The sequence below is a fragment of the Nocardioides sp. NBC_00163 genome, from assembly GCF_045206295.1.
Lineage (GTDB): Bacteria > Actinomycetota > Actinomycetes > Propionibacteriales > Nocardioidaceae > Nocardioides.
On sequence record NZ_CP108155.1, the window covers coordinates 4,032,518 to 4,057,998 of the forward strand.

The 25,481-nt window shown below is 69.6% G+C and carries 20 protein-coding genes and 1 pseudogene; 9 read left to right on the top strand and 12 right to left on the bottom strand.

All coding sequences use genetic code 11. The annotated features are described in order from the left end of the window. The first annotated feature begins 67 nt into the window (after positions 1-67). Positions 68-1,609 (top strand): sulfatase-like hydrolase/transferase, encoded by a 1,542-nt coding sequence (locus OG801_RS19385; RefSeq protein WP_406030643.1) that lies wholly within the window; start codon positions 68-70, stop codon positions 1,607-1,609. On the opposite strand, the gene OG801_RS19390 is transcribed toward OG801_RS19385, so the two are convergent. The 8 genes from OG801_RS19390 to OG801_RS19425 all read right to left on the bottom strand — a co-directional run bounded on the left by OG801_RS19390 (position 1,594) and on the right by OG801_RS19425 (position 14,347). Beyond that, positions 1,594-2,559 (bottom strand): formylglycine-generating enzyme family protein, encoded by a 966-nt coding sequence (locus OG801_RS19390; protein WP_406030645.1) that lies wholly within the window; start codon positions 2,557-2,559, stop codon positions 1,594-1,596. The two genes, OG801_RS19385 and OG801_RS19390, sit on opposite strands and share 16 nt — an antisense overlap. A 9-nt stretch (positions 2,560-2,568) precedes the next feature. Then, positions 2,569-3,786, bottom strand: coding sequence for a hypothetical protein (locus OG801_RS19395; protein ID WP_406030647.1), 1,218 nt, complete (start codon positions 3,784-3,786; stop codon positions 2,569-2,571). A 97-nt stretch (positions 3,787-3,883) separates the two neighbouring features. Further along, on the bottom strand, positions 3,884-4,420 hold the full coding sequence (locus tag OG801_RS19400; protein WP_406030649.1) for a DUF1697 domain-containing protein: 537 nt from the start codon (positions 4,418-4,420) through the stop codon (positions 3,884-3,886). Positions 4,421-4,424: 4 nt separating this feature from the next. Continuing rightward, entirely contained in the window at positions 4,425-6,950 is a 2,526-nt protein-coding gene (locus tag OG801_RS19405) for a bifunctional FO biosynthesis protein CofGH (RefSeq protein ID WP_406030651.1), read from the bottom strand. A gap of 37 nt (positions 6,951-6,987) precedes the next feature. Continuing rightward, positions 6,988-9,264 carry a serine/threonine protein kinase gene (locus tag OG801_RS19410; protein WP_406030653.1) on the bottom strand — a complete coding sequence of 759 codons (2,277 nt, stop codon included), beginning with the start codon at positions 9,262-9,264 and terminating at the stop codon, positions 6,988-6,990. 128 nt (positions 9,265-9,392) lie between these two features. Beyond that, positions 9,393-10,571 carry a hypothetical protein gene (locus tag OG801_RS19415; protein ID WP_406030655.1) on the bottom strand — a complete coding sequence of 393 codons (1,179 nt, stop codon included), beginning with the start codon at positions 10,569-10,571 and terminating at the stop codon, positions 9,393-9,395. Positions 10,572-10,924: 353 nt separating this feature from the next. After that, positions 10,925-13,213 carry an MMPL family transporter gene (locus tag OG801_RS19420; protein ID WP_406030657.1) on the bottom strand — a complete coding sequence of 763 codons (2,289 nt, stop codon included), beginning with the start codon at positions 13,211-13,213 and terminating at the stop codon, positions 10,925-10,927. A 93-nt stretch (positions 13,214-13,306) separates the two neighbouring features. Continuing rightward, positions 13,307-14,347, bottom strand: a complete 1,041-nt coding sequence (locus tag OG801_RS19425; RefSeq protein ID WP_406030659.1) for an LLM class F420-dependent oxidoreductase — start codon at positions 14,345-14,347, stop codon at positions 13,307-13,309. Positions 14,348-14,370: 23 nt separating this feature from the next. Here OG801_RS19425 and fgd point away from each other — a divergent pair, with 23 nt between their 5' ends. From fgd to OG801_RS19455, 6 genes are all read left to right on the top strand, one after another. After that, positions 14,371-15,375: a glucose-6-phosphate dehydrogenase (coenzyme-F420) gene (gene fgd / locus OG801_RS19430; protein WP_355020779.1), complete on the top strand. Its 1,005-nt coding sequence runs from the start codon at positions 14,371-14,373 to the stop codon at positions 15,373-15,375. Positions 15,376-15,547: 172 nt separating this feature from the next. Beyond that, positions 15,548-16,510 (top strand): RNA polymerase subunit sigma-70, encoded by a 963-nt coding sequence (locus tag OG801_RS19435; protein WP_406030661.1) that lies wholly within the window; start codon positions 15,548-15,550, stop codon positions 16,508-16,510. A gap of 97 nt (positions 16,511-16,607) precedes the next feature. Continuing rightward, on the top strand, positions 16,608-17,390 hold the full coding sequence (locus OG801_RS19440; RefSeq protein ID WP_406030663.1) for an SDR family NAD(P)-dependent oxidoreductase: 783 nt from the start codon (positions 16,608-16,610) through the stop codon (positions 17,388-17,390). 20 nt (positions 17,391-17,410) lie between these two features. After that, positions 17,411-18,136, top strand: coding sequence for an acyltransferase (locus OG801_RS19445; protein ID WP_406030665.1), 726 nt, complete (start codon positions 17,411-17,413; stop codon positions 18,134-18,136). A 101-nt stretch (positions 18,137-18,237) separates the two neighbouring features. After that, positions 18,238-19,116, top strand: coding sequence for a glycerophosphodiester phosphodiesterase family protein (locus OG801_RS19450; RefSeq protein ID WP_355020783.1), 879 nt, complete (start codon positions 18,238-18,240; stop codon positions 19,114-19,116). Positions 19,117-19,145: 29 nt separating this feature from the next. Beyond that, positions 19,146-19,766, top strand: coding sequence for a helix-turn-helix domain-containing protein (locus OG801_RS19455; protein ID WP_355020784.1), 621 nt, complete (start codon positions 19,146-19,148; stop codon positions 19,764-19,766). Between the two features lie 515 nt (positions 19,767-20,281). Here the strand turns inward: OG801_RS19455 and OG801_RS19460 are convergent. The 4 genes and pseudogenes from OG801_RS19460 to OG801_RS19475 all read right to left on the bottom strand — a co-directional run bounded on the left by OG801_RS19460 (position 20,282) and on the right by OG801_RS19475 (position 23,372). Beyond that, on the bottom strand, positions 20,282-20,455 hold the full coding sequence (locus tag OG801_RS19460) for an HNH endonuclease signature motif containing protein (protein WP_406030668.1): 174 nt from the start codon (positions 20,453-20,455) through the stop codon (positions 20,282-20,284). 97 nt (positions 20,456-20,552) lie between these two features. Further along, positions 20,553-21,629: pseudogene (locus OG801_RS19465) on the bottom strand (DUF222 domain-containing protein); the annotation flags it as partial. A 193-nt stretch (positions 21,630-21,822) separates the two neighbouring features. Further along, positions 21,823-22,077, bottom strand: coding sequence for a hypothetical protein (locus OG801_RS19470; RefSeq protein WP_355019663.1), 255 nt, complete (start codon positions 22,075-22,077; stop codon positions 21,823-21,825). Further along, positions 22,074-23,372, bottom strand: a complete 1,299-nt coding sequence (locus tag OG801_RS19475; protein WP_406030670.1) for a PspC domain-containing protein — start codon at positions 23,370-23,372, stop codon at positions 22,074-22,076. The genes OG801_RS19470 and OG801_RS19475 overlap by 4 nt, the downstream gene beginning before the upstream one ends. A gap of 124 nt (positions 23,373-23,496) precedes the next feature. On the opposite strand from OG801_RS19475, the gene OG801_RS19480 reads away from it, so the two are divergent. Next, positions 23,497-24,837 carry a PspC domain-containing protein gene (locus OG801_RS19480; protein WP_406030672.1) on the top strand — a complete coding sequence of 447 codons (1,341 nt, stop codon included), beginning with the start codon at positions 23,497-23,499 and terminating at the stop codon, positions 24,835-24,837. Then, complete coding sequence (locus OG801_RS19485) at positions 24,834-25,481, top strand: response regulator transcription factor (RefSeq protein WP_008364072.1); 648 nt, start codon at positions 24,834-24,836, stop codon at positions 25,479-25,481. Before OG801_RS19480 ends, OG801_RS19485 begins: the two co-directional genes overlap by 4 nt.

Sequence of the window (25,481 nt, forward strand, 5' to 3'; positions counted from 1 at the left end):
CGGTCCGGTATGGAGTGGAACCGGACGGAAACATACGACGCGGGGATCGACCAAGGGAGCAGAGCAGATGGCGCCTCGCGCCCGACTGGCGGTGGCGGCCGTTGCCGTGCTCGCCGGCGCCTCGATCGCGCTCGGCGCGATGCCTGAATCGGCCGGTCCGCTGGGGTCGCTGGGATCTCTGGCAGGGAACGCCTTCGCGCGCGACAACGATGGCGTGGTGCCCTCGACGGCCACATCGACGCCCGACTGGTCGCCCTACTCGACCCAGCCCAACATCCTCATGATCACGGCCGACGACCTCGCCTACGAGGATCTCGAGTTCATGCCCCACACCCGCAGCCTCCTGGCCGCGCAGGGCACCTCGCTGACCGAGGCGATCGCTCCCACGCCGATCTGCGTGCCGGCCCGTGCGTCGCTGCTGACCGGGCAGTACAGCCAGAACCACCACACGGTGACGATCAACGGCGAACGCGGTGGCTACCAGTCGATGGACCACACCGGCACGCTGCCCGAGGCGCTGCAGGACGCCGGCTACGACACCCTCTTCGCCGGCAAGTACCTCAACGGCTACGGCCTCGACGGGACCGCCAAGGACGTGCCGCCCGGGTGGACCGACTGGCGGGCGACGACAGACATGTCGACCTACAACTTCATCCGGCCGCGGATCAACCACAACGGCAAGCTCACGACCTACAACCGCTACACGACGTACGTCATGCGGGACCAGGCCAACGAGATGATCTCGGCGCCGGAGCGTGCCGACAAGCCGTGGTACATGTGGCTCAACTACGTGGCACCGCACCACGGTGGACCCGATGAGCCGGAAGACCCGGAGGGCACCAGCACGACCAGGCCGGCGGAGGAGGACAAGCACTCCTTCGACGGTCTCGAACTGCCGGACACTCCCTACATGTTCCGCACCCCGACCGATGCGCCGCGGATCTCGGCCTCGCGCAAGCACTTCGACGCGCAGGGCCGCGCCGAGCTGCGGATCGCGCACGAGCAGCGGGTCGAGGCAGTCCAGTCGCTCGACCGCGCGGTCGCCAGCCACGTACTCCGCCTGCAGGAGACCGGCCAGCTCGACAACACCATCATCATCTTCACCTCGGACAACGGCTACACCACCGGCGGCCACAACATCAACGGCAAGCTGATGCACTACCGCGAGACGCAGCGGATCCCGGTGATCCTGCGCGGCCCGGGCATCCCGGCCGGACGGACCCTGGCCACCGGGGTCGGCAACCCCGACATCGCCACCACGATCATGGCGGTCGCCGGCGCCGAGCCGGGGCGGACCCAGGACGGCGTCAACATCATGCCGTGGCTCGAGGCCCCCGCGCAGGACCGGGTGATCCCGCTCTCCGCCTGGCGGGTCAACGACGGCTCCAAGCAGATCTACTCGGGGATCCGCTTCGGTGACTGGACCTACGCCCGCTTCTCCGACGGCAGCGAAGAGCTCTACGACCTGGCCGAGGACCCCTACCAGATCCGCTCGCTCGCGCTGCTCCCCGAGTACGCCGACGAGCTGGCCGAGCTGCGTGGGCTGAGCGAGAAGTACGCCGACTGTGCCGGTGACACCTGCCCGAAGGAGTTCTACCCGGCGGACTGATCGTCCAGGTCGGCCGCGCAGCGGAACCCCAGGTTGCCCGCGGTCGAGTCGGGCGGGCTGCTGGAGCGCGCCGAGAGCCGGTAGCGGTGGCAGTAGGAGTCGTGGCAGAGGTAGGAGCCGCCGCGCATGACCCGGGTCAGGCCCTCGGCCGGGCCCCGCGGGTCCGCGGAGGAGCCGGAGTCGACGAGGTCGGCGTAGTAGGTCGGCGAGAACCAGTCCGCGCACCACTCCCAGACGTTGCCGATCATCTGGAACAGCCCGAAGCCGTTGGGTTCGTACGTCCGCACCGGCGCGGTCGTGACGAACCCGTCGTCGGCGGTGTTGGTGTCCGGAAAGACTCCCTGCCAGACGTTGGCGTGGTGGGTGCCGTCCTGCTCCAGGTCGTCACCCCACGGGAACCGCGAGCCGGCGATGCCGCCGCGGGCGGCGTACTCCCACTCGGCCTCGGTCGGCAGCCTCGTCCCGGCCCAGTCGCAGTAGGCCAGCGCGTCGTCGTGGGAGACGTGCACGACCGGGTGGTTGCCCCTGCGGCCGACGTTGGTGCCGGGGCCCTCCGGCGCCCGCCAGGACGCGGCGCGTACGCCGAGCCACCAGGGTGCCTCCGGCGAGCGGCCCAGGATGTCACGCGGCGAGCCTTCGAAGGCCAGGTGGAAGACGGCCGAGAAGCCCTCTCGTTCGGCCGTGGTGACGTGGCCGGTCGCCTTCACGAACCGGGCGAACTCCTCGTTGGTGACCGCGGTCGCGTCCAGCCGGAAGCTCGGCAGGTCGACGGAGTGCACCGGACCTTCGCCGTCGGCCTGGTAGCCCTCGCCGAACGAGTCCCCGGCGACGTACGTCCCACAGGGGAGGTCGACAAGGGTCCGGCGACGCTTGCGGGGCAGTGCCGGCGGGCGCTGGGCCGGGTCGGGGCTGGGCCCGCGGGTCGCGCCGAAGGTGAGATCAGAAGGCACGCCCCCAGCCTACGAGCCGCTGAACGTCGCCTTCAGACTGCCCGCGCTCGCCACGATCTTCCCCTTCTTGCCGGTGACCATCAGGCCGGGCGTGCGGGCCTTCCCGGTGGCGTCGGCCTTGATCTTGACCGTGCAGGTCGGCTTCTTGCCGGCACACTTGAAGTCACCCGTCGGCCGGTAGGTGACCGTCATCGTCTGGTTGTCGGCCAACCCCTCGACATAGGCCGCCATGTAGGTGCACTTCGGCTTCCCCTTCGGGCACGAACGCTCGACCGTGTGCCACTCCATCCGGGCCGCGGCCGCCTTGCCGCAGAGCTTGGCCGGCTCGCCGGCGCGGACCGTGCCCCAGGCGTACGTCACCTTGGTGGTCGCCTCTACGCAAGCCTCGGTGCCGCCCTTGGCGACCGGCAGCGTGTAGGTGAGCTCCGGGTCCTCGCCGGCGGTGGGCTGCGCGGCGCCGTCGTCGATGGAGGCGGTGCCGGAGGTGACCGCCGGGGCGGTGACCTTCAGCGTGACCTCGCGGTAGCCCGCGGCGGCGGCTCCGGTCGGCGCCTCGGGTGTGCGGGCGTAGCAGCTGTCGAGGTGGGTGATCGTGGCGACGTTCTTGGCGGCGAGGTCCTCGTCGGTGAGCCGCAGGTTGGTGACAGCCAGGACACCGGCGATCGCCGGGCGGCCGACCTCCCGCAGGCATCGGGGGTCATCGAGCGTCCAGGCGTCCGCGACCTGCCTGCTCCAGCTGTTGGCGCCGCCGTCGGCGCAGTCGAGCAGCTCCGCGTACCACTGCGAGCCCAGCGCCGAGGGCCACTCCCCGGCGTAGCTGAACCCGCTGCCGGTCTTGTCGACCACTCCCGCATCGGCGAGCCCGGCGCTGCCCTTGTCCTTGACCATGGCGTCTCCGGCGCAGCGGATCTGCTCCGGGTCGGCCCAGGCCGGGGTGTCGCCGGCGAGGGCGAGAGTGCGCGCGACGTCCTTCTCGGCACCGCGCAGCGGACCGATCTCGCCGGTGAAGTAAGCCCACGCCGAGGTGCCGAGGAAGGCCACCGCGACGAGTACGCCGACGCTCACGAGCCAGCGCAGCGCCAGGCGTACGGGGCGGCCCCGGTCGCGCCGCCGCCGCGGCAGCGGCGGCAGCCCGAGCCGTCGCCGACGGGCCTCCTCAGCCGCCGCGTTGGCGAGCTCGGTGGGTTTCGGTTGTTGCTGAGCGGTGCTGCCGGTGGGGTCGGACATCTCACTCTTCTCGAGACGGTTCAGCGAGGATCGTAGAGGGTAGTCGTTTCCGATACCCCCTGCCACTCCCCAGTGGCTTCCGCCTCAACGATGCGGACTACTTCCACTTTGCGGCGGCATTCAACAGCCGGTCGATGGAGCCGCGGGTCCTCGTCGTGGCCACGCCACCGGTGGCCCGTTCCAGTTCGAAGGTGGGACTCCCCGCGGAGTTGCGGGGTTTGCGGATCAGGCTCAGGGCGATCCCGTCTCCGACGTGCAGCACGTCGACGTCGTCTTTGGAGTTGGTCCATGGTGTTGACCAACTCGGCTCCTTGCCGCCCTGGAAGAACGTCACGGTCTCGCGGTACGTGCGGGGGGACTGGTGCTTCTCGAACACCCCCAAGGCCAACAGCTCTTCGAGATCCGCCAACGGCCTCACGATGGCCGCGTCGTCGTACCCTGCCAGGGAGCCCAGTTCGCCGGCTGCCGCAGCCACGACCCTCTCGGGGGCATCGGCCTCGAGCAACACCGTCCCGTTCGTCTGGAACGACCTCACGCGCAAGGCGCCGCCCCGCTCGAGCGCACCCTCCAGTTGCTCCCGGTTCGGCGACCCGGCATGACCGAGGTTGAGGTTCCGGTAGAACACGACGTGCATCAGGTCATCGACCTTCGTACAAGGTCGTCCGTTCGCGTACGTCCCGGCCGATGCCTGCGCCGATCTCCTCGAGCTCGGCGACGGTCTTTGCCGAGCCGTGCTCGGAGCCGGCCATCCGGGAGATGGTCTCTTCCATCAGGGTGCCGCCGAGGTCGTTGGCGCCGGCTTGGAGCATGGCTCTGGTGCCGTCGACGCCGAGCTTGACCCAGCTCGTCTGGATGTTGTCGATGCGGCCGTGGAGCATGATCCGGGCGAGCGCGTGGACGGCGAGGTTGTCGCGCATGGTCGGGCCGGGGCGGGCTGCGCCGGCGAGGTAGATCGGTGCGCTGGTGTGCACGAACGGAAGCGGTACGAACTCGGTGAATCCGGCGTTTCCGTGCTCACGGGCCTGGTCCTGGATGCCGGCCAGGACGCGGAGGTGACCGACCCAGTGGCGCGGGTTGTCGACGTGGCCGTACATCATCGTCGACGTCGTCGGGATGCCGACGCGGTGGGCGGTGGAGACGATCTCGATCCAGGTCTTCGCGGGTAGCTTGCCCTTGGTCAGGACCCAGCGGACCTCGTCGTCGAGGATCTCGGCGGCGGTGCCGGGGAGCGAGCCCAGCCCGGCCTCGCGGACCTTGATCAGGAAGTCCTCGATGGAGAGCCCGGTGCGGGAGGTGCCGTTGACGATCTCCATCGGGGAGAAGGCGTGCACGTGCATCTCCGGCACCCGCTGCTTGACGGCCTGGACGAGGTCGAAGTAGGCGGTCGAGGGGAGTTCGGGGTCGATCCCGCCCTGCATGCACACCTCGGTGGCGCCGAGGTTCCAGGCCTCCTCGGCGCGGTCGGCGACCTGGTCCAGATCCAGGGAGTACGCATCGGCGTCGGTCTTGCGCTGGGCGAAGGCGCAGAACCGGCAGCCGACGTAGCAGACGTTGGTGAAGTTGATGTTGCGGTTGACGACGTACGTCACGGTGTCGCCATTGACCTGTTGGCGCAGGTCATCGGCGAGCTTGGTGACCTGGCGCAGCAGGTCGCCCTCGGCGGTCATCAGGGTCAGTGCGTGCTCGTCGGAGAGGTTGCCGGGGTCCTTCTCGGCTGCGGCGAGAGCCTCGTGTCCCTCGGCGTGGAGTACGGCCGGTGCGCCGGTCGTGGTGGCGGCCTCTCGAACGGCGTCCCAGTCGCCGTAGACCGTCTCGAAGTCGTCGCGGCGGTCGTTGGTGCGGCCCTCGGTGTCGACCGAGGCGTGCAGGTCGACCCGGCCGGCTGCGGTGAAGCCGCCGTCGGGCTCCTGCCACGGCTGCCCCTCGGGCCGGATGCCGTCACGGGCCAGCCCGTCCTCGTCGGCGAGGGCCTCGACGTGGGAGAGGACGCGCGGGTCGATCCAGGCCTGCCCGTCGCGCAGGGTGCCGTTGACGTACTCCGGGTGGACGGTCAGCCGCGGCCGCAGCCCGAAGCCGGCCTCGGCGGACACCTGGCGCAGCGCGTCCAGCGAGGGCCAGGGCCGCTCGGGGTTGACGTGGTCGGGCGTCAGCGGCGAGACGCCGCCCCAGTCGTCGATCCCGGCGCCGAGCAGGGCCCGGCACTCGTCGAGGTCGACCAGGTTGGGCGGCGCCTGGACCCGGGCCTTGGGGCCGAGGACGATCCGGGTGACCGCGATCGCGGCCAGATACTCATCCAGCCCCAGGTCGTCGACATGGCGCATCGCGGTCGACGGCTTGGCCCGGAAGTTCTGCACGATGATCTCCTGCAGGCCGGCGTAGGCCTTGTGCACCTTCCGCAGCGCGAAGATCGTCTCCGCGCGCTCGGTGAGGTTCTCGCCGATGCCGACCAGGAGTCCGCTGGTGAACGGGATCGAGAGGCGACCGGCGTCCTCGAGCACCCGCAGTCGCACCGCCGGGTCCTTGTCGGGCGAGCCGTAGTGGGCCTCGCCCTTGGTCTCGAAGAGCCGCCGGCTCGTGGTCTCCAGCATCATCCCCATCGAGGGGGAGACCGGCTTGAGCCGGTTCATCTCCTCCCACGACATCACCCCGGGGTTGAGGTGGGGGAGCAAGCCGGTCTCCTCGAGCACCCGGATCGCCATCGCCCGCACGTAGTCGAGGGTCGACTCATAGCCACGCGACTCCAGCCACTCGCGCGCCTCGGGCCAGCGGTCCTCGGGCCGGTCGCCGAGGGTGAACAGCGCCTCCAGACAGCCCAGCTTGGCGCCCTCGGCGGCGATCTCCAGGATCTCATCAGGGCTCAGGTACGGCTCGCGGCCCTCACGCTCGGCCTGCCCCGGCGTCTCCACGAACGTGCAGTAGTGACATCGGTCCCGGCACAGCTTGGTGACCGGGATGAAGACCTTGGGGGAGTACGTCACGGTCTCGGGTCGCCCGGCCGCGACCAGCCCGGCGTCGCGTACCTTCGCCGCGGCGGCGGTCAGTCGTTCGAGGTCATCGCCCCTGGCCGCGAGGAGTGCCGAAGCCTCCGCCACGTCCAGGGCTGCGCCGCGTTCGGCCCGGGCCAGCGCCCGGCGGATCTGCTGAGGTGTCGGCTGCTCGCTCATCACCAAGCAGCCTAGTATGGGCCGCCCAGTTGTCGAACTAGTTGTCGATCTGGGCGCTCGCTCCGGGGGCCGTGGCGACGAACTTGTCCGTCCAGTCCTGGGGGCCCGACCACTGGACGACGGCGCCCCGGCCGTCGCCGGCGGGAGTGCCTGGGTAGGTGCACTGCGCGCCCTTCGCGTCCGAGCACTTACCGCCGTTGCGGGTGAGCTTCACGTTGAACTTCTTGCCGGGCTCGAAGCCCTCGAAGTTGAGCTGCCAGGTGTTGCACGCGATCTTCCGCTTCGTGTACGTCGGGTCGGTGCACTTGTCGAGCTTGTCCCAGACGAGCTTTTTCGGCTCGGCCTTGCCACACGCGTCGGCGTCGGTGGCCTTCGCGGTGCCCCAGGCGAAGTTGACGGTGGTCTTGACCGCGATGCAGCCCTCGACGCCGCCCTCGGTGACGGGGAGCTCGTAGGAGGAGCCCTTGAGCTCCTCGTAGCTGCTGCTGCCCTTCTTGGCGATCCCGATCACCGACTGCCCGCCGGGAGCGGTGGGCTCCTGCACGTCGAAGTCGACCTGCATGTAGGTGGCCTTGGGCGTCACCTTGGCGCCGAGGGCATCGGCCTTGACGTAGCACGCGTCGAGGGCCTTGACGGCCTTCTCGCTGGCCGGGCCGGCGGCGCCGGTGTCACCGTCCTTGAGGAGGTCCCCGACGGCGAGGAGACCGGCCATGGAGGTCTTGTCGACCTCCTTCTCCATGCAGCGAGTGTCGCCGACCTTCCAGTTGTCGCCGATCTCGGTCGACCAGGACTCGGTGCAGTCGAGCATGCCCTGGGTGAACTTCATCGCGTCGTCGGCGGGCCAGTCGCCGGTGTAGGTCCAGTCGTCGCCCGCGTCCACGACCCCGTGGGAGCGCAGCTCGGCCGCAGGGACCTTCCCGACTAGGCTCTCGGCCGCGCAGGTCATCTGGTCCTCGGAGGCCCAGCCCGGCTTCGGTACGCCACTGGCGATCGCCTCAGCCGCCTTGGCGTCGTCGCCGTGGAGACCGAAGATGCCGAAGCCCTGGGTGAAGATGCCGACGCCGAGGAGCAGAACCGCGGCGACCCCGCCGCCGACGATGGTGTAGAGCTTCTTCTTGTCGCCGCCGTTGCCCTGGCCGGCGTTGGAGTGGTGCGAGGGCAGCCACTCGGGCTGGCCGCCGCCGGCGCCGGTGTTGCCGGTCGAGGACGCGGCGGCAGCGGCGGCAGCGGTCTGGGGCAGACCCTTGCCGCTGTGCACGACCGTGGAGTCGGTCTCGTTGGCGAGCGGGGCGGGAGTCGGGGTGCCTTCGCCCGGGCGCTTGACGATCGTCGGCTGGGCTTCGGCCTCGGGGACCGGCGTGCCGCCGCCGGAGGTCCCGCTCGCGGTCGTGTCGTAGCTGACGCCGGGACGGGAGCCGAGATCGGCGGCGCCCGCTCCGGCGACAGCGCCGATGACCCCACCACCCAGACCGGACTCCTCGAGCCGGTCGGCGGCCTTGTCGAGGGCCTTGGAGAGCTCGGCCGCGGTGCGGAAGCGGTTCTCCGGCTTCTTCGCCAGCGCCCGCTGGATGATCGGGTTGATCAGGTCGGCGCCCGGCGTCGAGGCGGGCAGCCTCGGCACCGGGCTGTTGATGTGGGCGCTCATCAGCTCGAAGTCGGTGCCGACGTAGGGGGCCTTGCCGGTCAGGCAGGCCCACAGCAGACAGCCGGCGGCGTAGATGTCGCCCGCCGCGGTCGCCTGCTCACCCATGTGACGCTCGGGCGACATGTAAGGCAGCGAGCCCACGACCGAGCCGGCCCGGGTCACGTTGGAGTCGCCCTCGGTCGCGATGCCGAAGTCGGTGAGGTAGGGGACGAGCTCGCCCTCTTGGCGCTCCCAAAGGAGCACGTTGGACGGCTTCACGTCGCGGTGGACCACACCGGCGCGGTGCGCGTCGAAGAGGGCGTCGCTGACGTCACCGACCAGGCGCAGCGCCTGGACGGTCTCCAGCTGCCCCTTGGTCTTCAGCCAGCCGTGCAGGTCGCCATCGGGGACGTACTCGGTGACGAGGTAGACGGTGCCCTCGACCTCGCCGTACTCGATGATCTGCACGATGTTGCGCGAGCGCAGCTTGGCCAGGATGTTGGCTTCCCGCTCGAAGCGGGTGATGAAGTCCTTGTCGACCGTGAGCGAGGGCAGCACCAGCTTCAGTGCCACCTTGCGTCGCAGTGCCGGGTCCTTCGCCTGATAGACGACACCCATGCCACCTTGACCCAGGACCCGCTCGATCACGTAGCGACCGAACTGCTCGCCTTCCTGGGGGAACGCAACCATCTTTAGAACCTCGCCCTGATTTTTTTACCCGATTCCAGACCTCTGCCGAAACCCTAGCGTCCCCTTAACGATCGTCGCGCGGCAACGCCACGGGCGAGACCAATTGTTAAGGCGTTGGTTAGGAAGGGCTAGTTCGGGAGGACTGCCTTGAGACCGTCGACCTCGGCGGTGAACCGGTCCTTCCAGCCCTTGGGTGCGGTCCAGTTGGTCCAGGTGCCACTCGGCTTGGTGACGAAGGCCCTGTCCGAGCACGATCCGGAGGCCGACCGGCAGTTTCCGCCGTTGAGCTTCAGCTTGATCGTGACACTGGAGAGGAGCTCGTAGCCCTCGTAGTGGAGCGTCCAGGAGCTGCACGGGGCGTACTTCGGCTGGGCGCACGACTTGTCCTTCGTCCACCACAGCCTGCGGTCCTTCGCCTTCCCGCAGGCCTCGCTCTCGCTGGTCTTGGTGGTGCCCCAGGGGTAGTTGATCGAGGCCTGGAAGGTCGCGCAGCCCTCCTGGCCGCCTTCGCGAACGGGGATGTTGACCTTCCCGCCGGTCACCGGGGCCCACTCCGAGGAGTCGGCGGACTTCGCCTGCACGACCACCTCACTGCCCTCGACGGTCGGCGACGTGACCGCGAAGTCGACGCCGAGCACGGCGGGGGTGGCCGTCGCGGCCGGCGCGGTGAGCTCGTCGCTGACGTAGCACTCATCGAGCGCGGCGACCGCCTTGTCGGCCTGCTTCGTGACGCCGGCGTCCTCGACCTCCATGACCTGGGTGGTGATCAGGCCGGCCATCGCGGTCTCGTCGACGTCGCCGAGGCAGTCGGTGTCGGTCAGGGCCCACTCCTTGCCGATCGCCTTGCTCCAGTCACCCGAGCAGGAGAGCAGACCCTCGGAGTACGTCGTCGCCTGCTGTCCCCGCCACGCGCCGGTGTAGGTCACCGACTCGCCGGAGATCTGGATCAGCCCGGCCTTGCGCAGGGCGTCGCTGCGCTCGTCCTTGACCAGCTGCTCGGCGGCGCACTTGGCGTCTCCGGCCGAGGCCCAGGCCGGCTTCGGCGCGTCCGCGGCGATCGCGGTCACCGCCTTCTTGTCCTCGGCGCTCAGCGGGCCGAACCCGAGTCGCCCGGTGAAGAACGCCCACGCCCCGGTGCTGAGCAGCGCGACGAGCACCACCGCGCCCGCGGCGCCGAGCCCGATCAGGAGCCCCTTGTTGCTCTTCTTCGGCTGCTGGTGGTGCGGCGGCAGCCCATAGCCCGAGGCGTACGCAACCGGCGGCTGCCCCGGAGGCGGCCCGTAGCCGCTGGGCGGGGCCGCCGGCATCGCCATCGTGGGCGGCGGCGGCGGGGGCGGTGCCGTCGGCGGCTGAGCAGGCGGGGGCGACGACGGCGGGGGTGATGACGGCGGGGGTGATGACGGAGGGGCCGACGACGGCGGCGGAGGCGGCGGCGGAGTGGGGCTCGCGCTGGGGATCCGAGTCGCGTCCGGGTCGATGGGGTTCGCCGGCTCAGGCGCCGGAGGCGGCGTGGGCCGCGGCGTACCCGGTCTCGTCTTGTCCTGGTCGTCTGGCCCCATGTCGCACGCCCCGCATGTCAGTGAAGTGGAGCGACCGGGCCGAGCGACCCGAGTCGTAGGGCACATCGTAAAGACACTTCGCCGAATTCGCAGCCGGGGCCTCAGTACCGGCCAGGATTGCGGGGCCGGTGCTGCTGCGGATGACCCCGAAGATCAGGACGGCCGCGGAGATCCCGAGGGGGCTGCGGACCGCGCATGGGCGGGGGCTGGCGGAGCTGGTGATGGACCGGGGCCATCGGCCTCCGACCGGCCACCGGATGCTGCGAACGAATTTTCGTTCGTCCGCGGGCGAGCCTGCTCGGCCACCAGATGACGTCGCCCAGGTCGAGGTTGATGGCGGTGACCAGGATGGAGCGGACGACGAGGGTGTCGAGGAGTACGCCGAGGGCGATCGCCAGGCCGATCTCGATGAAGCTCACGTGCGGCAGCGTGGTGAGCACCGCGAACGTCGCGGCCAGGACGATGCCGGCGCTGGTGATGACGCCGCCGGTCGCCGAGAGGGCGACCAGGGAGGCGCGCCGGGTGTCGCCATGGGCGACGACCTCCTCGCGGACCCGGTGCATCAGGAAGATGTTGTAGTCGATGCCCAGCGCGACCAGGAACACGAAGACGAACAGCGGGAACTCGCGGCCCTGTCCGGCGAACCCCATCGCGTCGAAGATGATCGCCGAGAGACCGAGCGCGGCACCGAAGCTGAGCACGACCGTGGCCATCAGCAGCAGCGGGGAGAGGACCGAGCGGAGCAGAATCATCAAGATGATCAGCACCAGCCCGAGCACCAGCGGCATCACGACCTTGGTGTCCCGGTCGGTCGCCGAGGCCATGTCGAGCTGGATCGCGGCGGTGCCGGTGGCGAGCGCGTCGGCGCCGTCGACGGCGTGGACGACGCCGCGTACGTCCTCGACGGTGTCGAACGACGCCTTCGACATCGGATCGGTGGCCAGCGGGACCGCGGTCAGCGCGACCTCGTGGCTGCCGTCGGTGACCGGGGTGACGCCCTCGTAGCCGGCCTTCGTGAGCGCCTCGACGACATCCTTCTCGGTGCCCGGGGCCGAGACGACCTGGATCGGGTTGGAGGGGTCGCCGAGGTCGTGCTCCTCGAGTACCCGGTCGCCGATCAGCGACGGGAAGTCCTTGGTGTAGGTCTCCGAGCTGTCCAGCGTGGTGATGTTGAGCATCGAGAGCCCGCCGCAGCAGGCCAGCAGTACCGCGGCGGTGCCGATCCAGACCGCCCGGGGCCGCTTCCGGATCCAGTCGCCGAGCCGCGCCCAGATGCCTCCGCTCTTCTCGCCGGAGGTGCCGTACGCCGGCTTGACCGGCCAGAACACCCAGCGACCCGTGATCACCAGCAGGGCCGGGAGCAGGGTCAGCATCACGACCAGGCCGGCGACGATGCCGATCGCGCAGACCGGGCCGAGGCTTGCGGTCGACCCCATGGTGGCGACCATCAGGCCGAGCATGCCGACGGTGACCGTGCCGGCCGAGGCGATGATCGCGGGCGCCGACCCGCGCAGCGCCGCCGCCATCGCCTTGTGCCGGTCCTCGTGACGGCCCAGCTCCTCGCGGTAGCGGGCGATGAGCAGCAGCGCGTAGTCGGTGCCGGCGCCGAAGACGAGTACGTCGAGGATCGCCCGGTTCATCTGGTTGAGGGTCAGCCCGGCGTACATCGCGCAGAGATAGACGACCCCCATCGACACGACCAGCGCGACCAGCACCGAGACGAGCGGGAGGAACCACAGCACCGGGCTGCGGTAGGTGATCAGCAGGATCACGATGACTACGCCCGCGGCGGCGTAGAGCAGCGCACCGCCGATGCCGGCGCCGGCCTCCATCTGGTCGGCCGTGGAACCACCCGCGCCGCCGATGTAGACGTCGACGCCGTCGATCTTCGTCATCTCGACCAGGTCGTCGCGCAGATCGAGCAGCGCGGTCGGGTCCTCGTCGGCGTAGTTGACCACGAGCGAGACCGTGGCGACCTCGCCGTCGGCGGAGACCAGGCCGTGCTTCTGGCCCTTCTTCTCCCCGGTCGGGTACGCGATCGCCGGCATCACCGGCTGATCGGGCTTGCTCTCCTGGGTGACCACTCCGTCGAGAGACGCGATCTCCGGGATCTGCAGCACGATCGCGGTGTAGTCGGACTTCGTCAGGCCACCGTCGCGGTGGTAGACGATCGTCGTCGTCAGGTCGTCGGGGTCCTGCACCTTGGCGAGCTCGTCGATCGCGTGGGTCGACTCCGCGTTGGCCGGGAGCCAGTCGGAGTTGTCGTGGGACTCGACATCGCCGAGCTTGCCGGTCAGCGGTCCCATCAGGATCAGCATCACCAGCCAGAAGCCGAGCACGACCCACTTGGTGACGGGCCCGGTGATGGCGCTGACGATCCGCTCAGACATACGTCCATGCAACCAATGCCCGTGGGGGCAGCGTCACATCGGGACGTCCGGGCCGGCTGTGGGTGTAAGCGAGTTCACAGCCGGCCGAGGCAATCAGACCAGCCACTCCTTGACCTGGGCGATCGACGCGAGACCGTCGGTGCCGAAGGCGGGGGTCACCTGGAGGCTGGTCACGCCGGCCTCCTTGAACGCCGCGATCCGCTCCTTCACGAACGACTCCGGCCCGACCAGGTTGCCGGCCTCGAGCCATGCGTCGGGGACCTCGGCCTCGGCGTCGCGCTTGTGGCCGTCGAGGTAGAGGTCCTGGATCTTCTTGGCCGCGTCGCCGAAGCCGTACTTCACGGCCATGTCGTTGTAGAAGTTCTTGCCGCGCGCGCCCATGCCACCGACGTACAACGCCAGCAGCCCGCGCATCGTGTCGCGGTGGCGCTTGGCCTCGTCGGGGTCGTCGGTGATCGCGAGGAGGCCGCCGGCGGAGATCTCGAGCGGCTTCAGGTCGGCCGAGCGCTTGGCCAGGCCCTTGTCGATGGCCTCACCCCAGACCTCGCGGGCCTTGTCGGGCAGGAACTGGAACGGCAGCCAGCCGTCGGCGATCTCGGCGGTCATGGCGACGTTGTTGTCACCGAGCGCAGCCACCCACAGCGGGGTGTCGGCACGCTCGGGCCGGTTGAGCAGCTTGAGCGGCTTGCCGAGGCCGGTGCCCTGGTCGGCCGGCAGCGGGATCTTGTAGAGCCCGTCGCTCTGCAGCCGCTCGCCCCGCAGGCCGGCGCGCAGCAGCCCGATGATCTCGCGGGTGCGGGTCAACGGCTTGTCGTACGCCACCCCGTGGAAGCCCTCGATGACCTGGGGCCCGCTCGCGCCGAGGCCCAGGATCGCACGGCCGCCGGAGACGTTGTCGAGACCGGCCGCGGTCTGGAGCAGCGCTCCCGGCGTACGGCTGTAGATGTTGAGGATGCCCGCGCCGAGCTCGACGGTCTCGGTCTTCGCGGCCAGGTAGCCGAGCAGCGAGACCGCGTCGAAGCCGTACGGCTCGGCGACCCAGAGCTGGTCGAGCCCCGCCTTCTCCAGGCCGACGACCTGGTCAGCGGTCTCCCGCGGGTTGCCGAAGTAGGTCAAGGGCATCGCAAGCTTCATGCCGAGGAGGCTACCGTGACCGTGTGACGGAGATCAGGTTCGGATACAAGGCGTCCAACGAGCAGTTCGCACCCACGGAGCTGCTGAACTACGGAGTGATGGCGGAGGAACAGGGTTTCGACTCGGTCTTCATCTCCGACCATCTCCAGCCCTGGAGACACGACGGCGGTCACGCGCCGTTCGCGATGACCTGGCTGGGCGCGCTCGGTGCGCGCACGGAGCGGATCGTGATGGGCACCTCGGTGCTCACTCCGACGTTCCGCTACCACCCGGCGATCGTGGCGCAGTCCTTCGCGACCCTGGGCTCGCTCTTCCCCGACCGCGTCGTGCTCGGGATGGGCACCGGTGAGGCGATGAACGAGGCCCCGCTGGGCATCGAGTGGCCCGAGGGCAAGGTGCGCTTCGCGCGGTTCCGCGAGGCCGTGCGGGTGATCAAGAAGCTCTGGTCCGAGGACCGGGTCACCTTCGAGGGCGACTACTACCAGCTCGATCGGGCGACCATCTACGACAAGCCGTCCACGCCGGTCCCGATCTACCTGGCCGGCAGCGGCCCGGCCGCGACCAAGTACGCCGGCCGCGCCGGTGACGGCTACATCACCACCTCGGGCAAGGGCGCCGAGCTCTACACCGACACGCTGCTTCCGGCCGTACGGACCGGCATCGAGCTCTCCGAGCGCAAGCCGGAGGACGTGGACATGATGATCGAGGTCAAGGTCTCCTTCGACCACGACCTGGAGCAGGCGATGGAGGCGACCCGCTTCTGGGGCGCTCTCGGTCTCACCCCCGAGCAGAAGCACTCCGTCGAGGACCCGGTGGAGATGCAGCGTCTCGCTGACGCGCTCCCGACCGAGGCGACCGCCAAGCGGTTCATCGTGTCGACCGACCCCGACGAGCACGTCGCGCGGATCAAGGAATACCTCGACATGGGCTTCACCCACCTGGTCTTCCACGCCCCGGGCCCGGACCAGGCGAAGTTCCTCAAGCTCTACGGTGAGGAGATCCTCCCCAAGCTCCGCGGCCTCGTCTGAGAACGCACCAGGGCCCCGGCCGGGAGCCCAATTCACTCGCACAGCGGCCGGGACCCTGGGAGGACCGCCCCACATACTTCGTACGTCGTGCGGATGAGTTGCGTTGCAGCAGTTTGACATTGCTTGCAAAATCGGTCTCGCGACGGCCGTCCCGGGTTTACGCTCGCCAGCCATGGAACCGTTCGTGGATGCCGCAGAACAGCACCGGCGCGAGCTGCGCGTGCACTGCTACCGGATGGTGGCGAGCTTCGACGAAGCCGAGGACCTGGTCCAGGAGACGCTGGTCAAGGCCTGGGAGCGGCGCGACCAGCTGACCGACCCCGAGGCAATGCGAGCGTGGCTCTACCGGATCGCGACGAACACCTGCCTCGACTTCCTGCGCCGGAACGAACGGCGGCCGAAGACGTACGCCGCCCTGCCGGGGTTCGACCACGGGACCGGTGAGCCCCCGGAGCTGCTGGAGTGGCTGCAGCCGTTCCCGGACGCCCTGCTGGAGCCGGAGCGTCCGGACGAGGAGGCGGTCGCGCGGGAGACGATCGAGCTGGTCTTCCTCACCGCGATCCAGCACCTGACGCCGCAGCAGCGGGCCGTCTTCGTCTTCCGCGAGGTGCTCGGCTGGTCGGCCGCCGACACCGCGGCCGCGCTCGACGTCACCGTCGCCACCGTGAACTCGCTGCTGCAGCGGGCCAAGCCGGCGCTGCGCCGGCACCTGCCCGAGGACCGGTCGACGTGGCGTACCGAGGGGCCGACCGAGGAGGAGCGGAAGGTCATCGACGCCTACATCGCCGCCGGGGCGAGCAACTGGCGCGAGGGCATCGCCGACCTGCTGACAAGCGACGCCGTGCTCACCATGCCGCCGAACCCGTTCTGGTTCACCACCCGCGACGCGCTGCTGTCGTTCGTGCTGCCCAACCTCGATCCGACCTCGCCGACCTACCTGGGCGAATGGAAGTTCATCCCGGCGCAGGCCAACCGGATGCCCGCGGTCGCGGGTTACGTACGTCGCCCGGGCACCACGATCTACCGCCCGCAGACGCTCGACGTGCTCCGCATCGTCGACGGCAGGCTCGCCCAGATCACCACCTTCGAGCCGCATCTCTTTCCCGCCTTCGGGCTCCCGCAGGCGCTGACCTGAAAAAAGTTTGCGCCTAGCCGATGAGTTGCTGGCCCGGCGTACGTCCTAACGGGCAGATCACGCACACCGGGTGCGCGAGGACAGCTCAGGAGACATCATGAACGCACAGCTTCAGGACCGCACCGCCATCGTCTGGGGCGGCGCGGGCGACATCGGCTCGACGACCGCGAAGGCCTTCGCCGAGGCGGGCGCCAAGGTCTACCTCGCCGGCCGCACCGAGGCCACCCTGGCGGCCAGGGTCGAGGAGGTCGGCGCCGCCGGCTATGGGGTGGTCGACATCCTCGACGAGGACGCCGTGGTCGCCTTCGTGGAGCGGGTCGTCGCCGAGACCGGCTCGCTCGACATCTCGTTCAATGTCGCCGACCGCGGCGACATCCAGGGGCAGGCGCTGCTGGAGATCTCGGCCGCCGACTACACCCAGCCGGTCGTACGCGGCATCGCCGGCTCCTTCCACACCGCCCGCGCGGCCGCCCGGCAGATGGTGGCGCAGGGCCGCGGTGTGGTGCTCGCGCTCGACTCCGGCTCCGCACGTGGCTCGGCGCCCGGCATGGGCGGCACCAGCGCCGCCGACGGTGCCCTCGACGCGCTGGTCCGTGATCTCGCCGCGGAGGTCGGCCCCTCCGGCGTACGCGTCGTGGGGATCTGGACCGCCGGGATCACCGAGACGTTCACCGCGGAGAAGTTCGAGCGGGTCCTGGGGACGCGGCTCCCGGAGGAGGCCCTCGACGGGATCCGGGCGAACCTCGACGGCATGCGGATGACCAAGCGGTCGCCGCGGCTGAAGGAGGTCGCCGACACCGCGACCTTCCTCGCCTCCGACGGCGCCGGCGCGATCACCGGCACCTGGCTCAACGTGTCCAGTGGGATGTACCCGAGCTGAGCCGGGTTATGGTTCCCGGCATGTCCTGGACCAGGGGTGAGCCGCTCACCGACGTACATCGGGAGCGGCTCATCGCCGCCGGGCTCGAGCCGGAGGTGCTTGCCGGGCTCGAGGTGAGCGAGATCACCGGGCCCTTGCCGGAGTGGTGGCACGAGGGTGGCAACGCGCTCTATCTGCGCGACGGGTTCCCCCTTGATGAGCGGCTGATCGAGCTGCTCGGGTTCTATCCGTTCTCCGACGCGCTGATCGTGGTCGCGACCGACATCACCTCGATGCAGGCGCTGCTGGTCGGCGGCGACTCGCCGACGATCTTCATCGGCCCGGACACGAGCATGGTCTGGGGCGAGATCTACTGCGGCGGCGGCTCCGCGGTGATCCTCTCCGGTGGTCTCGTCGCGACCTCCCGCGCACAGATCGATGCCCGCAACGGCGGGTCGATCGTGGCTGCCCGCGACCAGCTCTGGGCGGCCAACGTCTACGTCGCCACCGACGACATGCACCGGCTCGAGGACGCTGAGACGGGGCAGCGGATCAATCCGTACGGCGCGAACATCCGCTTCGGCGAGCACGTCTGGCTCGGCCGCGACGTGATCGTCACCGGCCACGCCGAGATCGGTGACGGTGCCGTCGTCGGCATGCGCGCGATGGTCCGCAACCAGAAGGTGGAGCCGCGTACGGCCGTGGCCGGAGTCCCCGCCCGACTGATCCGTGAGAACGTCGTCTGGTCCGGCGAGGACACTCCCTGAGGACGACCCCGAGGGGGCCGAACCGAACGGCCCGCCGCTCGTAACGTCCCATTCACATTGCGCCCGCCGCCGCGTCGCTGCCGGCACGCACGCTTGGCGCCATGGCATCGGCCCACCGCCCCCTTGTGATCGGCCATCGCGGAGCACCCGGCTATCTGCCGGAGCACTCCTTGGAGTCCTACCGACTGGCGCTGCGCCAGGGCGTGGACGCGCTCGAGACCGACGTGGTGATGACGAGCGACGGGGTGATGGTGCTCCGCCACGAGAACGAGCTCTCCCGCACCACGGACGTGGCCTCGCGCCTGGAGTTCGCGGAGCGGCGTACGACCAAGGTCATCAGCGGCAAGAAGTGGACCGGGTGGTTCACCGAGGACTTCACCTTCCCCGAGCTGCTCAGTCTCGGGGCGCCGACGACGAGCCAGCCGATCATCACCCTCGACACGCTGCTGCTGCTCGTCGCCGACGAGTCCCAGCGCCGCGGGCGGCGGGTCGGGCTGCACGTGGAGGTCAAGCACCCGACGTACTTCGCCTCCATCGGCCTGCCCGTCACCGAGACGCTGCTGCAGACCCTCGCCGACCACGGCGTCGACGCCTGGAACAGTCTCCCGGGCCTGCCCACCCAGCGGCTGTGGCTGCAGAGCTTCGACGAGGCGTGGGTGCGGGAGATGAGCACCCGCACCGACCTTCCGCTGGTGCAGCTGGTCGACAAGAAGTGGGGCGCGGTCGACTGCGCGGAGATCGCGACGTACGCCCAGGCCATCGGCCCCAAGAAGTCGATGGTCCGCAAGAAGGGGCAGCCGCCCACCGGCCTGGCCGACGAGGCCCACCGGCACGGTCTGCTGGTCTTCGTGTGGACCCTGAAAGCGGGCCGCGACCAGGCGAATCGCCTCTTCGAGGCCGGTGTGGACGGGGTGTTCGCCGACTACCCGAACCGTCCGATCGCGGCCTTGGCCGACATCACACAGGTACAAACCGCCTGAGCGTGGCGCCCGCACGTAGGGTGTGGGGCATGCCGCCCCTCAACGCGGACCGCGCGGTCCTGATCGCCGCTCGGGAGGTCCTGCTCAGGGACCCCCGCGCGACCATGGCCGCGGTCGCAGAGGAGGCCGGGATGGGCGTCGCCGGGCTCTATCGCCGCTACGCCAACAAGCAGGCGCTGTTGCGGGCCGTCGCCGCCGACAGTTACCGCCGCTACATCGCCCTCGCGGAGGCGGCGCTGAGCGACACCGACGACCCGTGGCACGCATTCACGGGTTTCCTGCGCCAGGTGCTCGACGACGGCCTCCCGCGGCTCACCCTCGCTCTGCGCGACGAGGTCAGCTTCGACCAGGGCCTGCGTGACCTGGACAAACTCGCTGTCGACACCACCAACCGCCTCCTGCGCGGCGCCCGTGGCAGCGGCATCCTCCGCCCCGACGTCACCCGCGCCGACATCACCGTTCTCCTCGAGCAGATCAGTCGCATCGACGTAGGAGACGACGTACGCAGCGCCGCCCTGCGCCGCCGATACCTCGCCCTCGTCTGCGACGGCCTGCGCGCCGAGGCAGCCAGCCGCCGCCTTCCCGGTCCGCCTCCGCATGAGGCCGAGCTGATCGGGCGGTGGGCGGGGGAGATCTCCAGCGTCTCCTAGCTTGCCGGCCGTCTTCTCGGGCCGACTCGTGTCGAGTCCTGGTTGGTCCCGGGATGGCGCGCTGAAGGGACTGTGGTTTCGGTTCGGTGTTCGCCGCCGACCCTTGGTTCGATTGTTTCCCGCTCACGCACCGCGTCAAGGACGGCCTTCGGCCATCCTTGACCCGGCGCGCGATCGAGAAAGATTTGGCCTGTATCGGGTCGGCGGCGAGGGTGTGGCGCAGCGGATTCAGTTGGGGACGGGCTCGGGGCTGTGGGCTGGCCGTGCGCGGACGGTTCCGGTGCTTATGGCAGTGGGCGCGACCTTGTGAACCGCTCACAAAGCCAGCCGTCGCTTTGGGTGGGGCGGGTTCGTCCCGGCATGGTCACGAGTACCCCACTGATCCGAAGAGTTCCCCACGGGCGAGGAACTTCCCCACCCTCCGGAGCGTGGGGAACCTTCACCGCCGTGGGGAAATGTCCCCGCCGGCAGGGAAAACGGCACGTGTGGAGTCGAAAGAGTTTCGGCCCAGCCGGTTAGGGGCGGCGGGTGAACCGAATCGTGCCATCCGGTAGTCGCTCATGGGTGTAGCCAGGTGCGTGGGCCAGGCGGTGATGATGCGGGCAGAGCAGTGCCCCGTCTTTGAGATCGGTCTTGCCGCCGGCTGCCCAGGGTTCGAGGTGGTGGGCGTCGCACCATTCGGGTGGCATGTCGCACCCTTCGGCTTGGGCAGCACTTGTGCTGGAGCCGGAGTGCTTTGCGTTGGATGGGCTGGAAGAACCTGCTGCCTCGGCCGGCGTCGAGGACTTCGCTGTCGCCGCCGAGGACCCAGGGGATGATGGTGGCGTTGCAGGCCATCCGCCGGGCTTCGGCCGCGGTGATGGTGGTGCCGTTGGTTTCGTCGTAGCCCAGGGTGGCGGTGCCGAGGTCTTTGCGGAGCTCTTCGAGCGAGATCACCACATTGATGGTGGTCGCATCTCCACCATGGCGGGGCAGGGCGGCCGGGTCCACGGTCTCCAGCAGCCGAGTGAAGCCTTGGCCCATGAGCCGTTCCCACGGGGGCAGCGGCGCGCCCTTGGCGACCAACTGCTGCTTGCGGGGTTGGGCCCAGGCCTCGACCAGCCGCTTGAACCGCATCCCGATCGAGACCGGAAGGACACCGTCGAAACCGACGGTCCCGTCGTAGTTGTCCCACACCCGCAGCGCGGTCTTCTGGTGGGCCCGTTCTTCTTCGGCCAGCAGTGCTTTGGCTTCGGCGTCTTCGAACCGGACCGGGTCGACCTCGGCCAGGATCTTCTTGCCGACGGTGTGGAGTTGGTCGGCGGTCAGGCGGGTGGCGTAGTCGACCAGCAGCTTCTCAGCCAGGACCAGGTCCTCGGCGCTGGCGAGGGGGTCGGCCTCGATCTTGTCGAGCGCCTTGGTGATCACCCGGGCCTTGTCCAAGGACACGACACCCTCGGCGAGGCCGGCGGCGACGAGGTCGTATTTTGCGACACTGGTCGCGAGTTTGATCTGGGACCGGGCTGCGCCTTTGTCGACCAACAACTCAGCGCGCATCCAGGCGGAGGCGTCTTTGGCGCCGGTCTCTTCGGCGATGTCGCCGGCCGTGGCGAGGACCCGGAGTTTCAACGCGGCTTGCTGGGCCTGGAGCTTTTCCAAGCGTTCCAGCAGGTCCTTCTTCTGGCTGGTGCGCCAATAGACGGGATCGGCGGCCAGCAGGTCCTGAACGGCGGTCTCGATGGCCGTCAAGGCAGCGTCGATCGCATCGCCGGGGTTGGTGCCCCAGTGGTCGATCGAGCGGCCGAGACTCATCGCCATCCTCCCTTTAGAGGTGTGCTGTGATGGGTCTGATTCTACTATTTCCAACCCATAGTGACCACCCATTTTCCCTGGTCAACCACTGTTTTAGCGATGAGCGAACGGCATCGTTTCTGTGGATGGTAAGTGGCCCGAAGGGCCACCCTCACGCCCCATCAACCCCAACGTCCCGTGTAGGAATTTCTCCGCGCCACACCCGGGCCAGCCCCGAAGAACGATCCCGCAGAGACGCCAAACGTCCCCGCGAAAGATCCCTAGGTCAGTTCTTCCTGAGCAGCGCCGCGAGGAGACCGATGGAGCCGCCGACGATCCACGGGAGCGGCAGGAGCCAGCGGAGGTCCTCGATGCTGTGAATGACAACGGTGCCACTGACGATCAGGGCCCACACGACGACGAAGACGAGGAAGGCGAGGCCCATGACGAGGTGGCCGATGTTGACCGGGTGCCGGCCGGTGCGCTTCGGCGGTTGAGCCTGGTCCTCGAAGCGTGGCGGTGGGGCGTAGTCGTAGCTCACGGGTTGCTCCTCTCGGCCGTTCCGACGAAGGCGGCGGCTCGGGGGTCGCTCTCCTCGTAGACGTTGATCGCACCGACATCGGCCGTGGCGGTCAGCTGGAGGTCGGCGTCATCGGCGAGTCCGGGCTCGCTGCCTTTTTCGCCGGCCAGGTGAGTGCGGGCCAGGTTGAAACCGCCGACGTCGCTGCGGGTCTCGTCGAAGACCTGCGCCTCACCGAGGGTGCCGACCGAGGCGTCGACGGCGACGGTGGCGTCGTCGGGGACGATCACCGTGATCTCGCCGAAGGAGCTGTTGATGTCGAGCTCGCGGCCCTCGAGCGTCTTCGCGTCGATGGCGCTCATGTCAAGCAGGACCTCCCCGGCATCGACCTGGTAGGACGACTCCAGCATCGCGACGTTCCGCGGATGGGACTCGATGCTGCTGCCGGTGTCGATGTTCGACGGGTCGATCATGGTGAGCGGTAGCGCGGCGAGAGCGAGCAGCCCGAGGAAGATCAGCCCGCCGGCCCGGCCCCAGAAGGCGCCGAGCACGAGGAAGCCACCGAAGACGGCGAGCAGTGCGGCCGGGTAGGCGCTGGTCGGGACCGGCGTCCAGTCGGCGACGTCGACGAGCCCGAGGACACCGACCACCAGCGCGGCGACCGCGATGGCGCGGCCGAACAGCAGCGGCGGACGCCGCTGACCAGCCAGGGTGACAGGCGCGTTGGGATCGTAGGATCCGGGGGGCCACGGCGCCGGAAGAGTACGCGCCTGAGCTGCGGAAACGTCCATGCTCGTGGGTGCAGGTGACGAAGCCGGAGACGGTGGTGGTCCGCCACGCTTGCGGCCCCACTTGCCGCGGTTGGCGTACCAGAGCGCGACCACCCCGAGCACCGCGAGCCAGAACCAGGGGACGCTGGTGTCGCCGAACGCGTCGCCGAGCAGCGAGATCGCCGCGATCCCGCCGGCGATCCAGAGCAGGAGGTTGCGGGCAGGTGGCCCGACGGGGATCATCCCGTCCTCGGCACCCTCCTCGGGCACCAGCACCCAGGCCGCGACGTACACGATCCCGCCGGCGCCCCCGAAGAACACCGCCACGACCAGCAGTACCCGCACCAGCAGCGGGTCGACGTCGAAGTGGCGTGCGATCCCACCCGCGACGCCGGCGATGTGCCGTCCCTCCGGAGAGGCATGGGTCGTACGCCGCAGGCCACTGAGGTTGCGCAGCTGCTCGACACTGGGGCGGGCGCGCTCCTCGGAGGCAGGCGAGGGCGGCTCCGGGTTGGGAGGCAGCGGTGCCTCGGGCGGGATCGTCACACCCCTACTCTGACTCCTCAACACCCTGCAGACCATCAGGGACGGCCCTGAGTTCTCGATGCGCAAGGATCAGGGTGAATCCTCATGGCATACACCCGCGGTTGGTGTGACGATGGATGTCATCATGACGACAACCCATGCCACGGCGGAGCTGCCGGCACCGCCCCCGGAGCGCGCAGGGCCTATGGCTTCGGGCTCCGCTTCAGCAGTACGCCGCGCCTACCGCGACACCGACGCGTCGGTGATCGGCGGCGTGGCCGCGGGCCTGGCCGAACACCTCGGCCTGCCGGTGCTCGCCGTGCGCGCGTTCTTCGTGGTGACCGCCGTGTTCAGCGGCTTCGGCGTTCTCCTCTACGCCGCCCTGTGGATCTTCGTCCCCGCCGCGCCCCTCCTGGAGCAGTCCACGCCCGGCGGTGAGAGCGCGACCCGCGGTGGCCGCCGCCCCGCCGCGCGTTCGGGCGGCGTCGACAAGGGCCCGGCGATCGCGCTGCTCGCCCTCGGATTCGGTGCCGTGGTGCTCTTCGACACCTTGCTCGGTGCCGGTGCGCTGATCTGGCCGGCGATGCTCGGCGTCGCCGGCGTCGCGCTGCTGTGGCGCCAGGCCGACGCCGCCCAGCGGGAGCGCTGGATCGACGGCACCGGTCGCCTCGACCTGGTCCGGATGGTCTTCGGCAAGGGCGGCTGGCGGGCGTACGTCCGGGTCGGGGTCGGCGTCGGGCTGATGCTCTTCGCGGTGATCCTCGCCGGCGGCCAGCTCGACTTCGGCAACGCCACCGCGCTGATCATCGCCGGGCTGATCGTGCTCGGCGCGGGCTTCCTCGTTGCCGGGCCGTGGGTGCGCCAGCTTGCCACCGACCTGGGCAGCGAGCGCGAGGAGCGGATCCGGAGCCAGGAGCGCGCCGACATGGCCGCTCACCTGCACGACTCCGTCCTCCAGACCCTCGCCCTGATCCAGCGCAACTCCGGCGATCCCGCGATGGTGCAGAAGCTGGCCCGCGCCCAGGAGCGCGACCTGCGGGAGTGGCTCTTCTCGACCCCGGCCGAGGCCGACGAGACGTTCGCGGCCGCGCTGAAGGCGGCCACCGCCGAGGTCGAGGACGCCCACGGCGTGACCGTCGACGTGGTGGTCGTCGGCGACGGCCCCTTCGACGAGACGGTGCGCCCGATCGTCGCCGCCACCCGCGAGGCGGTCACCAACGCCGCCAAGCACGCCGGCACCGGACGGGTCGACGTCTACGCTGAGGCGACCGAGGAGGCCTTCGAGGTCTTCGTCCGCGACCGGGGAGCGGGCTTCGTCGTCGACGAGATCTCCGCCGACCGGCACGGCGTACGCGACAGCATCATCGACCGGATGTCGCGACACGGCGGCAGCGCTGTGGTGAGATCGTCTCCGGGAGAGGGCACCGAGGTGCGGCTGAAGCAGCCGCGGACCGGCAATACACATTCTGGAGAGGAACGACGATGAGTGAGGTCAAGGTCGTCATCGTCGACGACCATGCGATGTTCCGCACCGGCGTACGCGCCGAGCTGAGCCGGTCGCCGGTGATCCGGATCGTCGGGGAGGCCGAGGATGTCGACACCGCGGTCAAGGCGATCGCCGAGGGCAAGCCCGATGTGGTGCTGCTCGACGTACATCTTCCCGGTGGCGGCGGTGTCGAGGTGATGCGCAAGGCGCCTGCCGTCGACGGCTCGCCGCGCTACCTCGCGCTGTCGGTCTCCGACGCGGCCGAGGACGTCATCGGCACCATCCGCGGCGGTGCCCGGGGCTACGTCACCAAGACCATCACCGGCTCCGAGTTGGTCGCCGCGATCCAGCGGGTCTCCGGAGGAGACGCGGTCTTCTCGCCGCGCCTGGCCGGCTTCGTGCTCGACGCCTTCGCCGGCACCATCGCCATCGCCGACATCGACGAGGACCTCGACCGTCTGACCGAACGAGAGCGCGAGGTGATGCGCCTCATCGCCCGCGGCTACTCCTACAAGGAGGTCGCCGGCGAGCTGTTCATCTCAATCAAGACGGTCGAGACCCACATGTCCAACGTGCTGCGCAAGCTGCAGCTGTCGAGCCGTCACGAGCTCACTCGCTGGGCCAACGACCGCCGCCTGCTCTAG